This window comes from Aestuariivivens marinum (genome assembly GCF_022662175.1).
Taxonomy (GTDB): Bacteria; Bacteroidota; Bacteroidia; order Flavobacteriales; family Flavobacteriaceae; genus Aestuariivivens; species Aestuariivivens marinum.
The window spans coordinates 159,089-175,263 of the sequence record NZ_JAKMCR010000002.1 but is presented as its reverse complement, the minus strand read 5'-3'; the positions used below and the strand labels follow the sequence as shown (position 1 = coordinate 175,263).

Sequence of the window (16,175 nt, the reverse complement as noted above, 5' to 3'; positions counted from 1 at the left end):
TACAATTAATGAAAATTTAATTGTTTAGGGTTTCATTGCTTGAGTAAAAATTTTAGGAAACAAATGTCCTAATTTATTGAATAATTTTTGGTAAGAATTCAATAATTTTTTGGTCAAATTGATAATAAAAATTTAATAGAATCGACACTATCTGCATAATCCCAAAGTTTGGGTTTTTGCGTCTGTCCAAATGCAATTTCCTTATCATAAAATCCGTTAGAAACTATACATTGAATTTGCTCTTTATCGGCCTCTAATTTTTCTTTCAATTGTTCTGGGTTCTCGTAATATTCGTAAAACATGGTTGCGATGGGAGATGTGTAACTAGCATCTTCTTTTATCATAAAGAAACCATTTTCCAACATTTCAAATTCGCTCATTAAATATACAGCTTTGTTATAATCGTAGTTGTTGGCGTATTTGGCTTTTTCAATTATAGGATGCCAGTGGTAAATGGCTTCAAAAAAAACATCAAATGAATACCGTTTTGGCACAAATAATTTGGATACATTTCTACAGCCTAAACCGAAGAATCTAAATATATCTTCTGATAGGGCTTTCAATTCTTCTTTTGATTCATTTCCAGTGAGCACAGCTATAGAATTTCTATTGTTTCGGATTATAGATGGCTTTCCTTTAAAATAATACTCAAAATAACGTGACGTATTGTTACTTCCCGTTGCAATTACGGCGTCAAATTGCATCACTTTTTCTTCAGTAAACTCTATACATCCTTTAAATTTAGGCTCAACAATTTCCAAATATTTAGCTAAATAAGGCAGTAATTGTTTGTCGTTGGAGGACAATTTTACCAAAACGTGATGCCCAGTAATAAGTACCGATAAAAAATCGTGAAACCCCACCAACGGAATATTTCCTGCCATTATTATAGCGACCTTTTTTGACGTTAGGTTACTTATATGGTATGGCTCTAACCATTTTCCCAAATTATCTTTAGTAAGTGCCTTAGCCCAAGTGTTTAAGGCAAATTGTATGTTTTCTGGTGTAAACCATCCGTTGTATTCTTCAGCTAATTTTAACTGATGCTTAAACCCATCAAAGAAAAGAGCATTATGCTCAACACTTTTTCTTTTTGTTGGAACTTTATTAGAAAATTGGCCTATAAATTGGCCTAATTTTACAAAAGCATCAATTCTTTCTTGTAATTCCATGCTTAATTTGGTTTTGAATGGTTTTGGTTTTACTTTTGCGATTGCAAATTTAGAAAGAAAAAAACGCTATGGCAATTATAATAACAGACGAATGTATTAATTGTGGGGCTTGTGAACCCGAATGCCCAAATACGGCAATATATGAAGGTGCTGACGACTGGCGCTATAAGGATGGCACAAGTTTAAGCGGTACTGTGGTATTGACTAATGGCAATGAGGTTGAAGCAGATGAACCACAAGAACCTATAAGCGACGAGTTTTATTATATTGTACCCGATAAATGTACAGAATGTAAAGGGTTTCATGATGAACCACAATGTGCTGCAGTTTGTCCAGTAGATTGTTGTGTCCCAGATGACGACCATATAGAAACCGAAGCGGAACTATTAGCTAAACAACGTTTTATGCACCCGGAAGATTAATTATAAAATAATGAATAATGAAAATCCTAAGTGAAAGCTTAGGATTTTTTTATTTAAACATGTGTAATCATATAATAATATAACCAATCATTTATACTTATATCTACATCACTCTATAGATTTTACATAGAGGTAGGAAGTAATCAATCTACAATCAATAATTTGGTTATAATGTTTTGGTTTATTTTGAATTTTAAAATATAGATGCCGCTTGTTAAGGTTGATACATTAAGAGGAATGGTCTCAATTGCATTTACTGTTTTGTTATTAATTAAAGTATAAAGTTTAACTCCATTTATAGTATATAATTCCAATGAGACCCTGCTGTTTGAAGCTAAATCAAAAGAAACGTTAACCATATTTTTACTGGGATTAGGATAGATTTTAATGGCCGCATCCATAGTTTGCTTTTTAGTCATATCCAAAGTAGACGTGAAAAATTCAGCTTCTTGCATTACAATTGGTGTAGATTTGCCATGAGCTTCCCAAAGCTCATAAAGCTCTTGCCCTTTGTTATCAGTAACATTTTTATCTCTTAAGAACTCGATATATTCTTTTGAGGAGGTTTGGTATAGTAGTTTAACCACAATACGGTTAGTTGTTTCAGGTACTGTATAAGATGTTATATCTGAAAAAGCGCCATCAGGATAGGAATACCCAATGGGAGCAGCTTGTACTGCTTCAAAATTGGCATTAATGAAACCACGTGGTGGAATTCGGTTATCCTTTACAACAACATTATTCAAAGCAAAGTGAAACGATTCGCCTGCGGTATATGTTCCTGTGCCATTAGCATTTGCAAGTGCAGCCACGGCCTCACTCATACCTAACTTGACTTCATAAATTTTGGTACCGGTTTTATCTAATGTACCGGTATCTGAATCGTAAGCACCAGATTCATAAATTATGTTGTCATCATTGTCATAGCATTGAACATTAATCCACATGCGCCTGCCCTCTGGATAACCCGATGGTAATTTATGTCCTGTTTCATTAATAATTTTCACATCTAGATTATATCCATTTATTGTTGTTGTAACGTTAAGATTTAAGGTAGCAGCATTTTGGAGCATGTATTGTGCTCTACTAATACCGGCATCAATAGCATCGACATCCACATCTCCAGCATATTTGGCCTTAATAAGTAAAGGTACAAAGGTGTTGCCGCCTGTTAAGTCATGGATGGCTAAATCATTTCTAGTTGAGGCAAACTGTTTATTACAACCTTTGCCACTGGTTTGTGGCATATGGCAATCAATACAGCTGGAAACATTAGTTTTTGTACCTCCAAATACAGCTGAAGGTATGCCTTCTGCTGTATTATAAGCACTCATTTTCCATTCACTATAAGTGCGCTCTACTGGAAACATCTCGTATTTATCAAAGGTTGGTGCAGGAGTATTTGTAGCATTAGGCTGGTATGAACCATCGGGTGCTTTACTAAATACAGGATTGCTTACATCGTGACATGTAGCACAAATTTCAGAGCTTGAATGAAATGGCGAATATAGAGTAGGGTGATTTGCGTTGGCATCATCATAAGGGCCTCGTCTAGTATTATCATCAGCATCTACCACATACATACCATTGCCATGTTGTGTAGGCACATTTTCAGGAGCTAAGGTATTTATATAGGCCAAATCTTCTGGTCTAGTGCTAAGCGGGTCTACCATTTTATGACAAAAATGGCATTGCACACCCTCTCTATCGGCACTTGTTAGAGCTGAGCCATCAGTTGGAGTGCTTCTACCTTCTAGCCAACCTCTTGGAGTATGACAGCGCATGCACAAGTCTCCAGAAAATAGCGCATCTTGGTTGGCAATGGTTAATGAGGCTTCAAATAAAGGATCGCGCATGCTGTGGGACATCATGCTACCTTGGTAATTAAAAGCTGGTTCTACGTTATTATCATAACCTCCATGACAACTATGGCATTTGTTAGGCGAATTGAATGTGCCAGACTCCAAAGGTTGGGATCCTGGCATAAAGAAATCGTCTAAAGTTGTAGGGACATAGGAAAATATCCCACTTCTGTTTATCCAACTCATGAATATAAATAGAAGTATTAATAGTAAACTAAGCTTTATGTAGAGATGTTTCATACTATTTAAGAATTAATGGTTGATCCCTAATTGACCATAAAGATTAAGTATTTTATTGCTTATAAACTATGATATTTGTCAGCTTTAGTTAAAAGTTTATACTATGATTAATGGCTTATAACACTTGAAAAACTCTGACTATTTTCCCGTTTTTAATGCTAATTTTACTAATTATCTTAAAAAAAAATTGAAACTTGGTGCCATTAAAAGTTAGCTTCAATCTTAAAATTGAAATAGTAGTGTTTAAACACACAAACTAATCAACTATCCTTTTGAAGATTTAAATAAATTAATTAGAAATCATGAAACAGGCTACATAAGTTCAAATATTATTTGTTGGTCGCAGTTATATGTGAAAACGACTTTGATTTACCTTTTAATACTTATAGATAGAATTTAATGAAGTAGGGCTATTTCAAATTTATTTTGTTAAAATTAATGGTGAAATCAGAAATAGTGAACAAATGGACAATTGACACTAAATAATTTATTATAAGGATTAAAAAAGGGTAATAACTACCTGAATTTTTAATGAAGGAAATCTGGTAAAAAGAAAGGGATGATATTTTAAAAATGAAAAGACAATAACTAAACTCTAATCTTCACTCCTAAGTTTTATTAAATTTTATCTTAGTAGCTCACAACATTAGAGCTATTCATAATTAAACCTTAATTATCACTTCTAAACTGTTTCATTTCTTCAAGGGGCTCAATGATGGCGTCGTTTTCCCATGCCGATTTATCGAATGTACTAAGTTGAATAAAGGGGACTTCTTGTTTTGGTTTTATTTTGTTAAAGTCATCCTGATTACTATTACTAAATTTTGTTAGAAGAAACTCTTCTTTAGTTAGGTTGTTGCCTTCAATTTTAAAGTTAAAGCCTATTTTGTTTTTTTGAGGACTGTTTTCAATCAATTTAAAATCACGATTTACATAAAAGTAGCTACCCTTTATTCGTTTAATGTATTTGGGTTGGTAGGTATTATTGCTTTGTTTTTCATAAATATAGGTGCCCTTGCTTACATTATCGATGTATTTAATACCCAATATTAAACGTAAATTAAACTTACTGCCATGGCGGGATTTGTAATAACTGTAATCTACTCTTGTAATAGCATAATCCCTTTGGTTAACTACAAAGGTACCCGTTAGTTTCGATTTCGACCTATTAGGTTTAAAGCGTATGATGTAAATCAGTTCATTATTGTTATAGTTAATGTCTTCTAATTCAAAATCATAAAGGTTGGAATCAATAAGGGTATTTAAAAATGAGATTTTTGTAAATGTAGCTTTTTTAACCAAAGATTCTGCACTGTACTTTAAGCTAGATACCTTGTAGGTTTTAGGTTTGTCTTTTTTTAACTCTTCTTCTTTAAGAGACATAGAATCTTCTAACTTAAAAATACCTGTCTTTACTTTGTAGGTCTTAGTAGTGTCTAAATATTTTAATACCAAGGCTTTAGCTTTTTCTTCCACGTTGTCAAGAGAAAAATCCTTTTTATGGTCCAGTAGTTTGGTCACTTTGTTAACTTCTATTTTACTACTATCCTGATGCAACGTGTGAAGCGCTCCTTTAACATCAGTAAAGTGGACAATATTGCTGCTAATGATGTCGTTGGAAAGTTGGATGAGTTCGGCATTGGCCATATCCAAATTTTTAGAAGATACGTGTGAAGCCTTTTCTATTTCGAAGTCCAAATGTTTAAAATCAATATGATCTGTACTTCTATAAAAAAGCCTATAGGTATTAAGGTCGTAATTGTAATTCTTGCTAATATTTCGTTTTACCCGTGCCATTAATGAATCAACATTTGGCTTTTTATTGCTTAAATAAACTTCGTCCAATTGGTTTATGGCTTCGTCTAAAGTAATGGTGTAATTAAGTGATTTTATGGTTTCAATACTAATATACTTGGCTTGGTAACCCATACATGAAATACTAACGGTTGTAATCGTGTTGTTATTTGTATTAATTGTAAAAAAACCTTCCTCGTTAGTGATAACTCCACTGTATTTACCTGTTTTTACTGTAACATAAGGTATAGGAGTTTTGGTTACTTGGTCAATAATTTTAGCAGTAATGGTTTGTGAATAACTAGAAAAGAAAATAGATATTAAACAGAGGCTATAAAAAACTTTAGTCATTAAAATGTGTTTATAATTTCTTGACGATCGAATTGGTATAATGTTACATAAAATAACAATGGAAATAGTTACATTTGCACTCGCAAAAATCAATATAATATGAAAGCAGGAATCGTAGGATTGCCTAACGTAGGAAAATCAACTTTATTCAATTGTTTATCAAACGCAAAAGCACAAAGTGCTAATTTTCCGTTTTGTACTATAGAACCTAATATAGGAGTAGTAAATGTGCCTGATCCTAGATTAGAAACCTTGGAATCATTGGTAAAACCGGAGCGTGTGGTACCTGCTACAGTGGAAATTGTTGATATTGCAGGATTGGTAAAAGGCGCCAGTAAGGGAGAAGGTTTAGGCAATCAGTTTTTGGGTAATATTCGTGAAACCGATGCTATTTTACATGTATTGCGTTGCTTTGATAACGATAACATTGTACATGTGGATGGCAGTGTTAATCCTATTCGAGATAAGGAAACCATTGATATTGAGTTACAACTAAAGGATTTAGAAACAGTTGAAAAAAAACTGGATAAAGTCAAGCGTGCTGCTAAAACAGGAAATAAGGACGCTCAAAAAGAAGAAGCAGTATTGTTGCAACTAAAATCGGGTTTGGAAACCGGAACGTCGGTAAGAGCTATTGAGTTTGAAGAAGATGATTATAATGATTTTGTAAAGCCACTACAACTAATTACAGACAAGCCAGTGATGTATGTTTGCAATGTAGATGAAGGCTCAGCAGTTACTGGTAATACCTATGTGGAGCAGGTAAAAACTGCTGTTAAAGATGAAAGTGCTGAGGTGTTAGTTTTGGCTGTTGGAACAGAAGCCGATATTAACGAACTGGACGATTACGAAGAACGCCAAATGTTCTTGCAGGATATAGGACTTGACGAACCAGGTTCGGCAAAATTAATCAGGGGTGCCTATAAATTATTGAACCAACAGACCTATTTTACTGCAGGTGTTAAGGAGGTAAGGGCATGGACGGTTAACATAGGAGCATCTGCACCACAAGCTGCTGGTGTTATTCATACCGATTTTGAAAAAGGTTTTATCCGTGCTGAGGTTATTAGTTATGACGACTATGTGAACTATGGAAGTGAAGCTAAAGTTAAGGAAGCTGGAAAAATGCGTGTTGAAGGAAAAAATTATACGGTTAAGGATGGTGATGTAATGCACTTTTTGTTTAATGTGTAGTTTTTTTGTTAACTACTTTTATGCTTACTGTGTATGCATAATATTTAATTCATTAATTTTTTAGTTATTAATTAAATATAGAAGATCTTGGTTTCTGTTTTATAAAAAAGTCTAATGCAAACTAGTTCTTTTTATCTTTTTTATAAAGCGGAACCCTATAAGAAAGTGTGTAACCATAACCTACACCAATGCCACTGCTATCGTATGTTTTGTTAAATCCAGGAATGTAAAGGTTTTCAAAACCATTAGGTTCGGTTTCTTTTACTAAACCTTTCAATTGTAGGTTAAGTCCAAGATAAAGGTTATTGAAAAGTTCAGCTTTAATACCTATCATCAATTCTATCCATAGCGCCGTAAGGTTACTAAATTTTCTATTTTCGGTATCGGTGTATTGTGGCGTCCAATATTGATCAGTACTATAGATTTGAAAACGGTTTCTGGTATGGTTAAAAGAACTTGCTCCAAGACGGAATCCAGAAAAAATCATGTTGTCCATATCCAACCAATTTTGGTACAGGTTATAATCGATGCCCCCTTTTAAGTAGCTTCCTTTAGTAGTGACATCAAGATAATCAGTGACAGTATTTTTTTCTTCAATCCCTAGTTCACCCGCAATATATAATTTGTTCTTAATTCGATAATCGGCAATAACTTCAAAGCCACTATAATCATTATCTGTAAAAGAACGAATAAGTTTACCGATGTCACCCCCAATCCGCAAGCCATATTTTAATTTATAAGTAGTAGAGTCAGTTGCACTACTGGGAATGCTATTATTTTGAGTATTGGCAGACACACAAAACAACAGAGCTATAACAATGCTACTAATGGTATAAGATAAAGTGTGCCTTTGTTTCATCTTCTATAGATTGGTTATCGGTTAAGGATTCTTTTAATTTTATCCAGTTTTCGCCATCTGGTTCTATGGTAAGGGTAACATTTTTAAAAATGGTTTTGTAACCACATGCCCTTGAGACATAAATTTCTTCAGTAGAATAACTAATGGTTATTATATCTTCATTCCCTTCAATGGTTCCATCCTCTTTTTTTAAATAATTTATATGCAGTTTAAATTGTGTTGTATTTGAGTCTGTACGAAGGGGGAGTATCAAATCATCTGTGGCACGAACCACATCATAGCCGGGTAAAGCTTCGTTGTTACCAACACCTTGAACCCTTAAATCGAGTACGTTCTTTTTTTCTTCTTGATTAGAAAAATCATGTAAATCTATAATTAACCTTGGTGTAGTGGAAGTTGTTTCTGGGCAAATGTCATCACGTTCACAACTAAAATGACTCGTTAAAATGAGTACTAAAATAAGTAGGCTTATTTTTTTCATAAATTAATTTTCCATTTATCTGCGTTCCAAAAGTACAACATTTTCTACATGAAAGGTTTGCGGAAACATATCCACTGCTTGCGTTCTGGTAACTTTATACATATTATCCATTAAAGCTAAGTCCCTTGCTTGAGTGGCACTATTACAACTCACGTACACTACCTTTTTAGGTGCAATGTTTAGTATTTGTTGTACAACATCTTTGTGCATGCCATCACGTGGGGGATCGGTAATGATTACATCAGGTTTTCCATGTGCTGCAATAAATTCTTTATTAAACACCTTTTTCATATCACCAACAAAAAATTCAACGTTAGTAATATTATTTAATTGTGCATTTTCCTTGGCAGCAGTAATGGCATCTGGTACAGCTTCCACACCAATCACTTTTTCGGCTTCCTTGGCTACAAATTGAGCAATGGTTCCAGTGCCAGTATATAAATCGTAAACCAATTCCTTACCTGTTAACCCAGCAAAATTACGTGCTATCTTATAAAGTTCGTAAGCTTGATCAGAGTTAGTCTGATAAAATGATTTGGCATTGATTTTAAAAAGCAAACCTTCCATTTCTTCATAAATATGGTCTTTGCCTTTATAGCAAATAACTTTTTGATCATAAATGGTATCGTTAGCTTTTTCGTTAATAACAAATAATAACGAAGAAATTTCTGGAAATTGTTTGGCGATATAATCAAGAAGTAATTCACGTTTTGCAACATCTTCCTTAAAAAACTGAATGAGTACCATAACTTCTCCAGTGGTAGAAGTGCGAATCATCATGGTACGTAAAAACCCGGTTTGGTTACGCGTATTGAAAAATGCTAAACCGCTTTCTGTTGCAAATTGTTTTACCGCATTTCTAATGGCATTTGACGGATTGGCCTGCAAATGGCACTGGTTTATATCTAAAATCTTATCCCACATCCCAGGAATATGAAAGCCTAGGGCATTCTTGTTATCCAGCTCTTCAGACGATTGAATTTCATCTTGAGTCAACCAACGGCTGTCGCTAAACGAAAACTCCATTTTATTTCGGTAGAAGTATTGTTTTTTAGAACTTAGGATGGGTGTGATTTCAGGTAATTCGATATGTCCGATACGGGTCAGGTTATTGATAACCTCTTTTTGTTTATAGCGTAATTGGTGCTCATAGCCCATATGTTGCCACTTGCATCCACCGCAAGTGCCAAAATGTTCACAAACAGGTTCGGCCCTTTTTGGTGACAGCTTATGGAAAGCCGTAGCTTTTCCTTCGTAATAGGCTTTACGTTTTTTAAGGGTTTGAATATCTACTACATCTCCAGGTACGGCATTGGATAAAAATATAATCTTACCGTTTTCAGCTTTGGCTATGCTTTTGCCTTTGGCACCAGCGTCAAGCACTTCTATATTTTCGAAAAATTGTTTTCTTGTTTTTTTCCTTGACATGTTGCAAAAATAGTAATCGTGCAAAATAAAAATAGGTTATTTCGATTAACTTTAAGATTTAAGTAAATATAATTGAACCTTATTTGGGTTTTTGTGTTTCTGTTGTATTAAAGATTGTGTTAAACGAATAAAATGTGCTACAAGGAAATGAAACGATTGAAACTACAGATTTCTTCACTTTAGGAAAGAATAACTAACTAACATTTCTTAAACCGACGCATATTTATTAACTTGCGGACCTACTCAGGGATGATTTCTCTCCCACGCTGCTTTTTCGTCCCAAAAATTCCAATAATTATTGGGAGGGTTTCCGAAAGAATAAAGGTATAGAAGGAATGGTTGTTTATTAATTAAAACTATTAAAAAATGGCTGTTTTAGAAAACAAATTAACGTCACAGCAAGCAATTGAATTAGAAAACAAGTATGGTGCACATAATTATCATCCTTTACCGGTTGTTTTAACTAGAGGAGAAGGCGTATATGTTTGGGATGTGGAAGGCAAACGGTATTACGATTTTTTATCGGCTTATTCTGCAGTGAACCAAGGGCATTGTCACCCGAAAATTATTAGTGCGTTAAAACATCAAGCCTATAGTTTAACACTTACCTCTAGGGCTTTTTATAATGACCAGTTAGGTAAATATGAAAAATACATTACCGAGTATTTTGGCTATGACAAGGTATTGCCTATGAATACAGGCGCAGAAGCCGTTGAAACCGCAATAAAATTGGCAAGGAAATGGGGGTATGAAAAGAAAGGTATTCCAGCCAATCAGGCAAAGATAGTAGTATGTCATAATAATTTTCATGGTCGGACAGTAACTATAATTTCGGCCTCTAACGATCCCGTTGCTACTGAAAATTTTGGACCTTTTACACCTGGAATGGTATCCATTCGTTATAATGATTTAGATGCGTTGCATGATGCTTTGAAAGATAGCAATGTAGCCGCATTTTTAGTAGAGCCCATACAGGGCGAAGCAGGCGTATATGTACCAGACGATAATTATATTAAAGCGGCTTATACCTTATGCAAACAGAACAATGTACTGTTCGTTGCCGATGAGGTACAAACAGGCATCGCACGAACGGGTAAATTATTGGCGGTTCACCATTCAGGAATTAAACCTGATGTACTTATTTTAGGAAAGGCCATTTCTGGCGGTGTCTTACCGGTTTCAGCTGTATTGGCAGATAAAGAAATTATGGACGTTATACGTCCTGGCAATCACGGATCTACTTTTGGTGGCAATCCATTGGCTTGTGCTGTTGCTATGGCAGCACTAGAGGTTGTGGAGGAAGAAAACCTAGCTGAAAATGCCGAACGCCTTGGCAAAATCTTTAGAGCAAGTATGGAAGAACTTATTAAATCAACTGATTTGGTGAGATTGGTAAGAGGAAAAGGCTTGTTAAATGCTATTGTGATCGATGATTCAGAAGACAGTTCTACGGCTTGGGATATTTGCATGAAGCTTAGGGATAATAGCTTATTGGCCAAACCAACCCATGGCAATATCATTCGTTTTGCGCCGCCTTTGGTGATGACGGAACAGCAGCTTATGGATTGCATTGATATTATAAGTAAAACAATTAAATCTTTTGAATAAAAAAAGCACCCCATTGGTGCTTTTTTTACTCAATTTACATAAGAATTTTATTGGTTTTGCATTTGCCATTGCTCCATTATTTCTTGAGATTGTCTCATTATTTCATCCCATCCAACTGTGGATATTCTGTAAATGGTCATGATAAAGTACAATAGGTTAATAATTAAAATTACCAAGGCCACAATCTTAGCGGTGTTCATTGTCTTGACGCTTGCTGGTTCAAATTGATCTGGATAATTTTCAACATTTTTTAATTTGCTATATGCAATATAGAATGCAATTCCCGATAAAATAAAGCCTAAGCCGCCAAAACAGCAACATAAAAGACCTAAAATAGCCAGTACATAAACAAGCGTTGGATTGAGTTTTTGTTGTTCCATAATTAAATTGATTAGATGAGTTTTGATACAAAATTTGTTACAATAATAACAATATTGAGAATTGCCAAAATAGTAATAATTTTATTATTGTATTTAAATTTTTTAAACGTATTAAAAACAATTACGATTAAAAGTAGTATTAAAGTATAAATAGCTGGATACATATAAAAAGCATCGACAAACTCGCCTTGGGTCACTAAGGACGCCGATCGTTGTAATCCACAGCCCATGCATTCAATACCAAAAAGTTTTTTATTTAGGCAGGGCAACATATAATCATCAAAACCCGACATAATAGTATGTTTGTTGGGCTAATATATTAAATTTGTTAATCATTTAAATTATTATTTAAACGTGAAGTATTTTAATTATATACTCATTGTAGTTGGGGCTATTGTAGCCATGTATGCTAAAGTTGGATCAGATCAAAACCAATTTATTTTAATTGGGGGTATTGTTGTTTTAATGATTGGTGTTTATCGTATTTCGAAAAGTATTCCTAGTAAACGGGATGAAGAAATTAATGACGAAAACATGGCGCAATAAATAGATTTTTTATACATATCAAAAAAAGTTATGTCTTTTCAATTAGGTGATTATGTTTTGGTTTTGGATGAAGACCTATCGGGGATTGTTAAAGCATTGAATGATGATATGGTCTCTATTGAAACCGATGAAGGCTTTGAGTTGGATTTTCCTTCCGACGCTTTGGTCAAACATAAACAGGACAAAATGCTTCGGCAAAATGCCTTTTCTTATGATAACTTAAATAAAATAGTTTCAGAAAAGGAGCAATCCGCAAAAAGAAAGTCAATAAAGGTAAAGTCCAAGGATCGGTTTGAACCTACTATGGAAGTCGATCTACACATCAATCAATTAGTGAAATCTGCCAAAGGTATGAGCAACCATGATATATTAACTTTGCAATTGGATACGGCAAGACGCCAATTGGAGTTTGCTATTACGAAACGCATTCAAAAAGTGGTGTTTATTCATGGTGTTGGGGAAGGTGTCCTTAAAGTTGAATTGGAGTATTTGTTTGGGCGATACGACAATATTAAATTTTATGATGCTAATTACCAGAAATACGGTTTAGGAGCGACCGAAGTTTACATTTACCAAAAGGGGTAATCATTTAAGGAAATTCAGGGGTTAATTGTCTAGTGCCAGAAGTAGAACTATCCTGTAAAGTACCAAAATCAAAATTTTGAGTAATGACTTCTAAATTAACACTCTTTATTAAAAGTGTAATCGTATATGTTTGGTAAATTGTATGCTCTCTGTAAGCTAATGCTGGAACCGATTCGGAGACATCTTTATTCAGATAATCAGCGCCAACGTCGGGATCTCTAACATCATCCCTTGGATTTTCATTTTGGTCAACGCTTTCTTCATCCCGTGTTAATACACCATCACCATCATCATCGTCATCCAAGTAATCTGGTATGTCATCACCATCGGTATCTTGAGCGTTTGAGAGACCATCAGCTTGGGTGTAATTTGGAGTTTCATTTTTTGTAGGTACATTGTCTCCATCATCATCATCATCTAAATAATTAGCTATACCATCACCGTCGGTATCATCATTATCCAAATTGCCATCTGCATTAATATCTTCAAACTCAGCAGGAATACCATCATTATCATCTTCAATAAGTGTGGTGGTAAATACTGCTTCGTTATTGTTACTTTCATAATCCTCTTTTATTTTAACTTCAGAAGGAGGGATGGGACTACAAAACAAGCCTGAAGGTAATGTGCTATTCGTATACGTTCTATAATTAAAAGTATTAGAATTGGATGTTTTTTCAAGTATTTCTCCAGCTTGTAGAGCAAAAAGATCTTCAAAATTTATGTCTTTAACCACAAATGACAAAGATTCTGAAGGATCGTTTTTTGTTTTATAAAACACTAAATCGTTGCAGGATTCTAATGCAAAAGTGTCGTCAAAATCAAATTCAACTGTTATGATATCACCATCATCACAAGACGATTGAAAAAACAAACTTACAACAGTTAAAATAAAAAAGGCCTTTCGCATAGTTTGGGTTTTAGGCAAAAATAATAGAATTGTAATTTATAACGCCTCTAATTGAAAATAATTTTATTTGAAGTATTTTTGGTACTTAAAACATCAATTTAATGACTACACCAAAACCTGTTTATTTCGATAATGCTGCTACGACACCTATTAGGGATGATGTTGTTGATAGTATGGTGGAAGCCATGAAAAACAATTTTGGGAATCCGTCATCTTCTCATGCCATAGGACGATCTTCCAAATCTATTATTGAATCTTGCAGAAAATCGATTGCCAAACAGTTTAATGTGTCTGCTGGAGAAATAATATTTACCTCTGGAGGAACTGAGGCCGATAATTTAGTATTGCGAAGTGCAGTAAGAGATTTGGAGGTAAAACATATCATTACTTCAAAAATTGAGCACCATGCTGTATTACATTGTGTAGAGCAATTGCAAGCTGAATATAATTTGGAAGTTAGCTTTGTAAATATTGATAGGCATGGTGAGGTAGATTATAATCATTTGGAAGTGTTGTTAGATAAACCATTAAAGACATTGGTTAGCTTGATGCATATAAATAATGAGATTGGTAATATTTTGGATTTAAGCCGTGTGGCGCATTTATGCAAGGCCAATAATGCCCTACTTCACAGTGATACGGTACAATCTATTGGACATTACAGACTACCTTTGGATGAAATCCCTGTTGATTTTTTAGTAGCTAGTGCCCATAAGTTCCATGGCCCTAAAGGAGTAGGTTTTGTTTATATAAGAAAAAACTCAGGACTTAAACCTTTGATTTTTGGAGGGGAGCAGGAGCGTGGTTTAAGGGCCGGTACCGAAAGCATACATAATATCGTGGGATTGGAAAGTGCCTTAAGTTTATCATACAAAAACTTAGAACAGGAAAGGGATTATGTGAAAAATTTAAAGAGGTATTTTATATCTAAAATAACTTCTGAAATTCCAAATACTACTTTTAATGGTAACTCTGGAGATCTTGAGAAAAGTACCTATACACTAGTAAATGTTTGTTTGCCTGTGCCTAGAAGCAAAGCAGCTATGTTTTTATTTCAATTGGATTTAAAGGGCATAGCCTGTTCTAAGGGTAGTGCCTGCCAAAGTGGTAGTAACCAAAACTCGCATGTGCTTGCAGAACTTTTAAATGATGAAGATTTGCAAAAACCTTCTGTTCGATTTTCTTTTAGTATTTACAATACTGAGAAGGAAGTTGATTATGTTATAGATATACTAAAAGCATACATTTAATATTAATTATTACCCGACTCTCACACCAAACAGGATTAGGTTTATAAGACCTTTGAACAATATTATAATCTGTTCTTATTCCAAATTGGTTAAAACGGACAATTTAAATAATATTTACGTTTTTTTAGTTAATATTTTGTAGTTCTCCAAGTCCAGAATCAATTTTTTTCGCTTACTGCTTAATTATTTTGTAAGTCTTTAAATTTTTAGTGTCTAGGTTTTTAATTATAAAAAGATACATGCCAGTATTTAATTCAGAAAAATTAATGGATTTACTCTAGGTTTTCAACATTTGTTTTCCTGTAGTATCAAATAGCCTCGTCTCTAACTTTAAGTCGGTGTTAATTTTTACCCAGTCTACTGCTGGATTAGGAAATATTTGTACTAGGGTTTGGTCAAACTCGTTGGTGCCAAGGCTGGTGCCATCTGATGCGGTAACCGATAAAAAGCTGATAGGAGGGACAAAAGTGTAGGAAACAGTATTGTTTTTAGGATTAACAGTTGAAGCATAGGCATTCCAGATGTTTGTAGCATCTTCAAGTTGCAAAACAAGATTGTTTTCGTCTATACTATTAAGTTCTGTATCTTCATAATGGAAGGTAATATCACCTTGAAAATTACTAAAGGTATTGCTAAAATTATAGACTCTATTAACGCTTTGTGCATTTATTGCTATTCCAGATTTAGTAAAATCATTAGCACCATTGATTTGAAAATCACTATTTGGTAGAAGTTCCAAACCGCTAAAATAAAATAGGGTGTTACTTGCTATATCTAAAGCATAGCAACTGCTATTCGTTAATTCATGGGCGTGAAAATTAAAACAAATTAAGACAAAAATAAAGTTAAATTTTAGACCAGGGATTTTGTGTTGGTAAAAGGTAATGGTGTTGAACACTATTATTTAAGTTCCTTTAATGCTTACACTTTGGATAATTGGGAGGCTAACGGGGGCAACGTAAAAATTTCATTTACAGTTATTGCAGATATTTACGATATAAGGTTCGTGATTTTTAGAACTCATAAAGCCAGATAAACTATATAAAAGAGTTTATTAGTATAAGATTATTGCTCTTAGCAGTATTTTTTCAAA

The 16,175-nt window shown here is 34.1% G+C and carries 17 protein-coding genes; 7 read left to right on the top strand and 10 right to left on the bottom strand.

Annotation, left to right across the window (positions count from 1 at the left end; translation table 11 throughout):
* Positions 1-113: 113 nt before the first annotated feature.
* Positions 114-1,172, bottom strand: coding sequence for an acyl-CoA reductase (locus MR053_RS08020; RefSeq protein WP_242131942.1), 1,059 nt, complete (start codon positions 1,170-1,172; stop codon positions 114-116).
* 68 nt (positions 1,173-1,240) lie between these two features.
* Between MR053_RS08020 and MR053_RS08015 the strand changes: the two genes are divergently transcribed.
* Entirely contained in the window at positions 1,241-1,594 is a 354-nt protein-coding gene (locus tag MR053_RS08015; RefSeq protein ID WP_242131941.1) for a 4Fe-4S dicluster domain-containing protein, read from the top strand.
* A 143-nt stretch (positions 1,595-1,737) separates the two neighbouring features.
* Here the strand turns inward: MR053_RS08015 and MR053_RS08010 are convergent, their stop codons facing one another.
* Complete coding sequence (locus MR053_RS08010) at positions 1,738-3,642, bottom strand: T9SS type A sorting domain-containing protein (RefSeq protein ID WP_242131940.1); 1,905 nt, start codon at positions 3,640-3,642, stop codon at positions 1,738-1,740.
* Positions 3,643-4,365: 723 nt separating this feature from the next.
* Positions 4,366-5,841 (bottom strand): carboxypeptidase-like regulatory domain-containing protein, encoded by a 1,476-nt coding sequence (locus MR053_RS08005; protein ID WP_242131939.1) that lies wholly within the window; start codon positions 5,839-5,841, stop codon positions 4,366-4,368.
* 99 nt (positions 5,842-5,940) lie between these two features.
* Here MR053_RS08005 and ychF point away from each other — a divergent pair, with 99 nt between their 5' ends.
* The gene (gene ychF / locus MR053_RS08000; protein ID WP_242131938.1) at positions 5,941-7,035 is read left to right on the top strand and encodes a redox-regulated ATPase YchF; all 1,095 of its coding nucleotides are present in this window, start codon (positions 5,941-5,943) and stop codon (positions 7,033-7,035) included.
* A 121-nt stretch (positions 7,036-7,156) separates the two neighbouring features.
* On the opposite strand, the gene MR053_RS07995 is transcribed toward ychF, so the two are convergent.
* The 3 genes from MR053_RS07995 to rlmD are packed head-to-tail and all read right to left on the bottom strand — an operon-like array spanning position 7,157 to position 9,803.
* On the bottom strand, positions 7,157-7,894 hold the full coding sequence (locus tag MR053_RS07995) for a DUF6048 family protein (protein ID WP_242131937.1): 738 nt from the start codon (positions 7,892-7,894) through the stop codon (positions 7,157-7,159).
* On the bottom strand, positions 7,860-8,375 hold the full coding sequence (locus tag MR053_RS07990) for a DUF6452 family protein (RefSeq protein ID WP_242131936.1): 516 nt from the start codon (positions 8,373-8,375) through the stop codon (positions 7,860-7,862). Before MR053_RS07990 ends, MR053_RS07995 begins: the two co-directional genes overlap by 35 nt.
* A 15-nt stretch (positions 8,376-8,390) precedes the next feature.
* Entirely contained in the window at positions 8,391-9,803 is a 1,413-nt protein-coding gene (rlmD, locus tag MR053_RS07985) for a 23S rRNA (uracil(1939)-C(5))-methyltransferase RlmD (protein ID WP_242131935.1), read from the bottom strand.
* Positions 9,804-10,169: 366 nt separating this feature from the next.
* Between rlmD and rocD the strand changes: the two genes are divergently transcribed.
* Positions 10,170-11,411 (top strand): ornithine--oxo-acid transaminase, encoded by a 1,242-nt coding sequence (gene rocD, locus MR053_RS07980; protein ID WP_242131934.1) that lies wholly within the window; start codon positions 10,170-10,172, stop codon positions 11,409-11,411.
* Between the two features lie 47 nt (positions 11,412-11,458).
* Here the strand turns inward: rocD and MR053_RS07975 are convergent, their stop codons facing one another.
* Together MR053_RS07975 and MR053_RS07970 are read right to left on the bottom strand one after the other, a co-directional pair.
* Complete coding sequence (locus MR053_RS07975; protein WP_242131933.1) at positions 11,459-11,791, bottom strand: CCC motif membrane protein; 333 nt, start codon at positions 11,789-11,791, stop codon at positions 11,459-11,461.
* Positions 11,792-11,802: 11 nt separating this feature from the next.
* Entirely contained in the window at positions 11,803-12,084 is a 282-nt protein-coding gene (locus tag MR053_RS07970) for a DUF2752 domain-containing protein (protein WP_242131932.1), read from the bottom strand.
* 61 nt (positions 12,085-12,145) lie between these two features.
* Between MR053_RS07970 and MR053_RS07965 the strand changes: the two genes are divergently transcribed.
* Both MR053_RS07965 and MR053_RS07960 read left to right on the top strand, forming a co-directional pair.
* The gene (locus MR053_RS07965; protein ID WP_242131931.1) at positions 12,146-12,337 is read left to right on the top strand and encodes a hypothetical protein; all 192 of its coding nucleotides are present in this window, start codon (positions 12,146-12,148) and stop codon (positions 12,335-12,337) included.
* A gap of 30 nt (positions 12,338-12,367) precedes the next feature.
* Positions 12,368-12,922, top strand: coding sequence for a Smr/MutS family protein (locus MR053_RS07960; protein ID WP_242131930.1), 555 nt, complete (start codon positions 12,368-12,370; stop codon positions 12,920-12,922).
* 4 nt (positions 12,923-12,926) lie between these two features.
* Here the strand turns inward: MR053_RS07960 and MR053_RS07955 are convergent, their stop codons facing one another.
* Positions 12,927-13,832: a hypothetical protein gene (locus tag MR053_RS07955; protein ID WP_242131929.1), complete on the bottom strand. Its 906-nt coding sequence runs from the start codon at positions 13,830-13,832 to the stop codon at positions 12,927-12,929.
* Positions 13,833-13,933: 101 nt separating this feature from the next.
* Here MR053_RS07955 and MR053_RS07950 point away from each other — a divergent pair, with 101 nt between their 5' ends.
* On the top strand, positions 13,934-15,082 hold the full coding sequence (locus MR053_RS07950) for a cysteine desulfurase family protein (protein ID WP_242131928.1): 1,149 nt from the start codon (positions 13,934-13,936) through the stop codon (positions 15,080-15,082).
* Between the two features lie 277 nt (positions 15,083-15,359).
* Here MR053_RS07950 and MR053_RS07945 read toward each other — a convergent pair whose 3' ends face one another.
* Positions 15,360-15,821: a hypothetical protein gene (locus tag MR053_RS07945; protein WP_242131927.1), complete on the bottom strand. Its 462-nt coding sequence runs from the start codon at positions 15,819-15,821 to the stop codon at positions 15,360-15,362.
* Positions 15,822-15,950: 129 nt separating this feature from the next.
* On the opposite strand from MR053_RS07945, the gene MR053_RS07940 reads away from it, so the two are divergent.
* Positions 15,951-16,118: a hypothetical protein gene (locus MR053_RS07940; protein WP_242131926.1), complete on the top strand. Its 168-nt coding sequence runs from the start codon at positions 15,951-15,953 to the stop codon at positions 16,116-16,118.
* Positions 16,119-16,175: the final 57 nt, after the last annotated feature.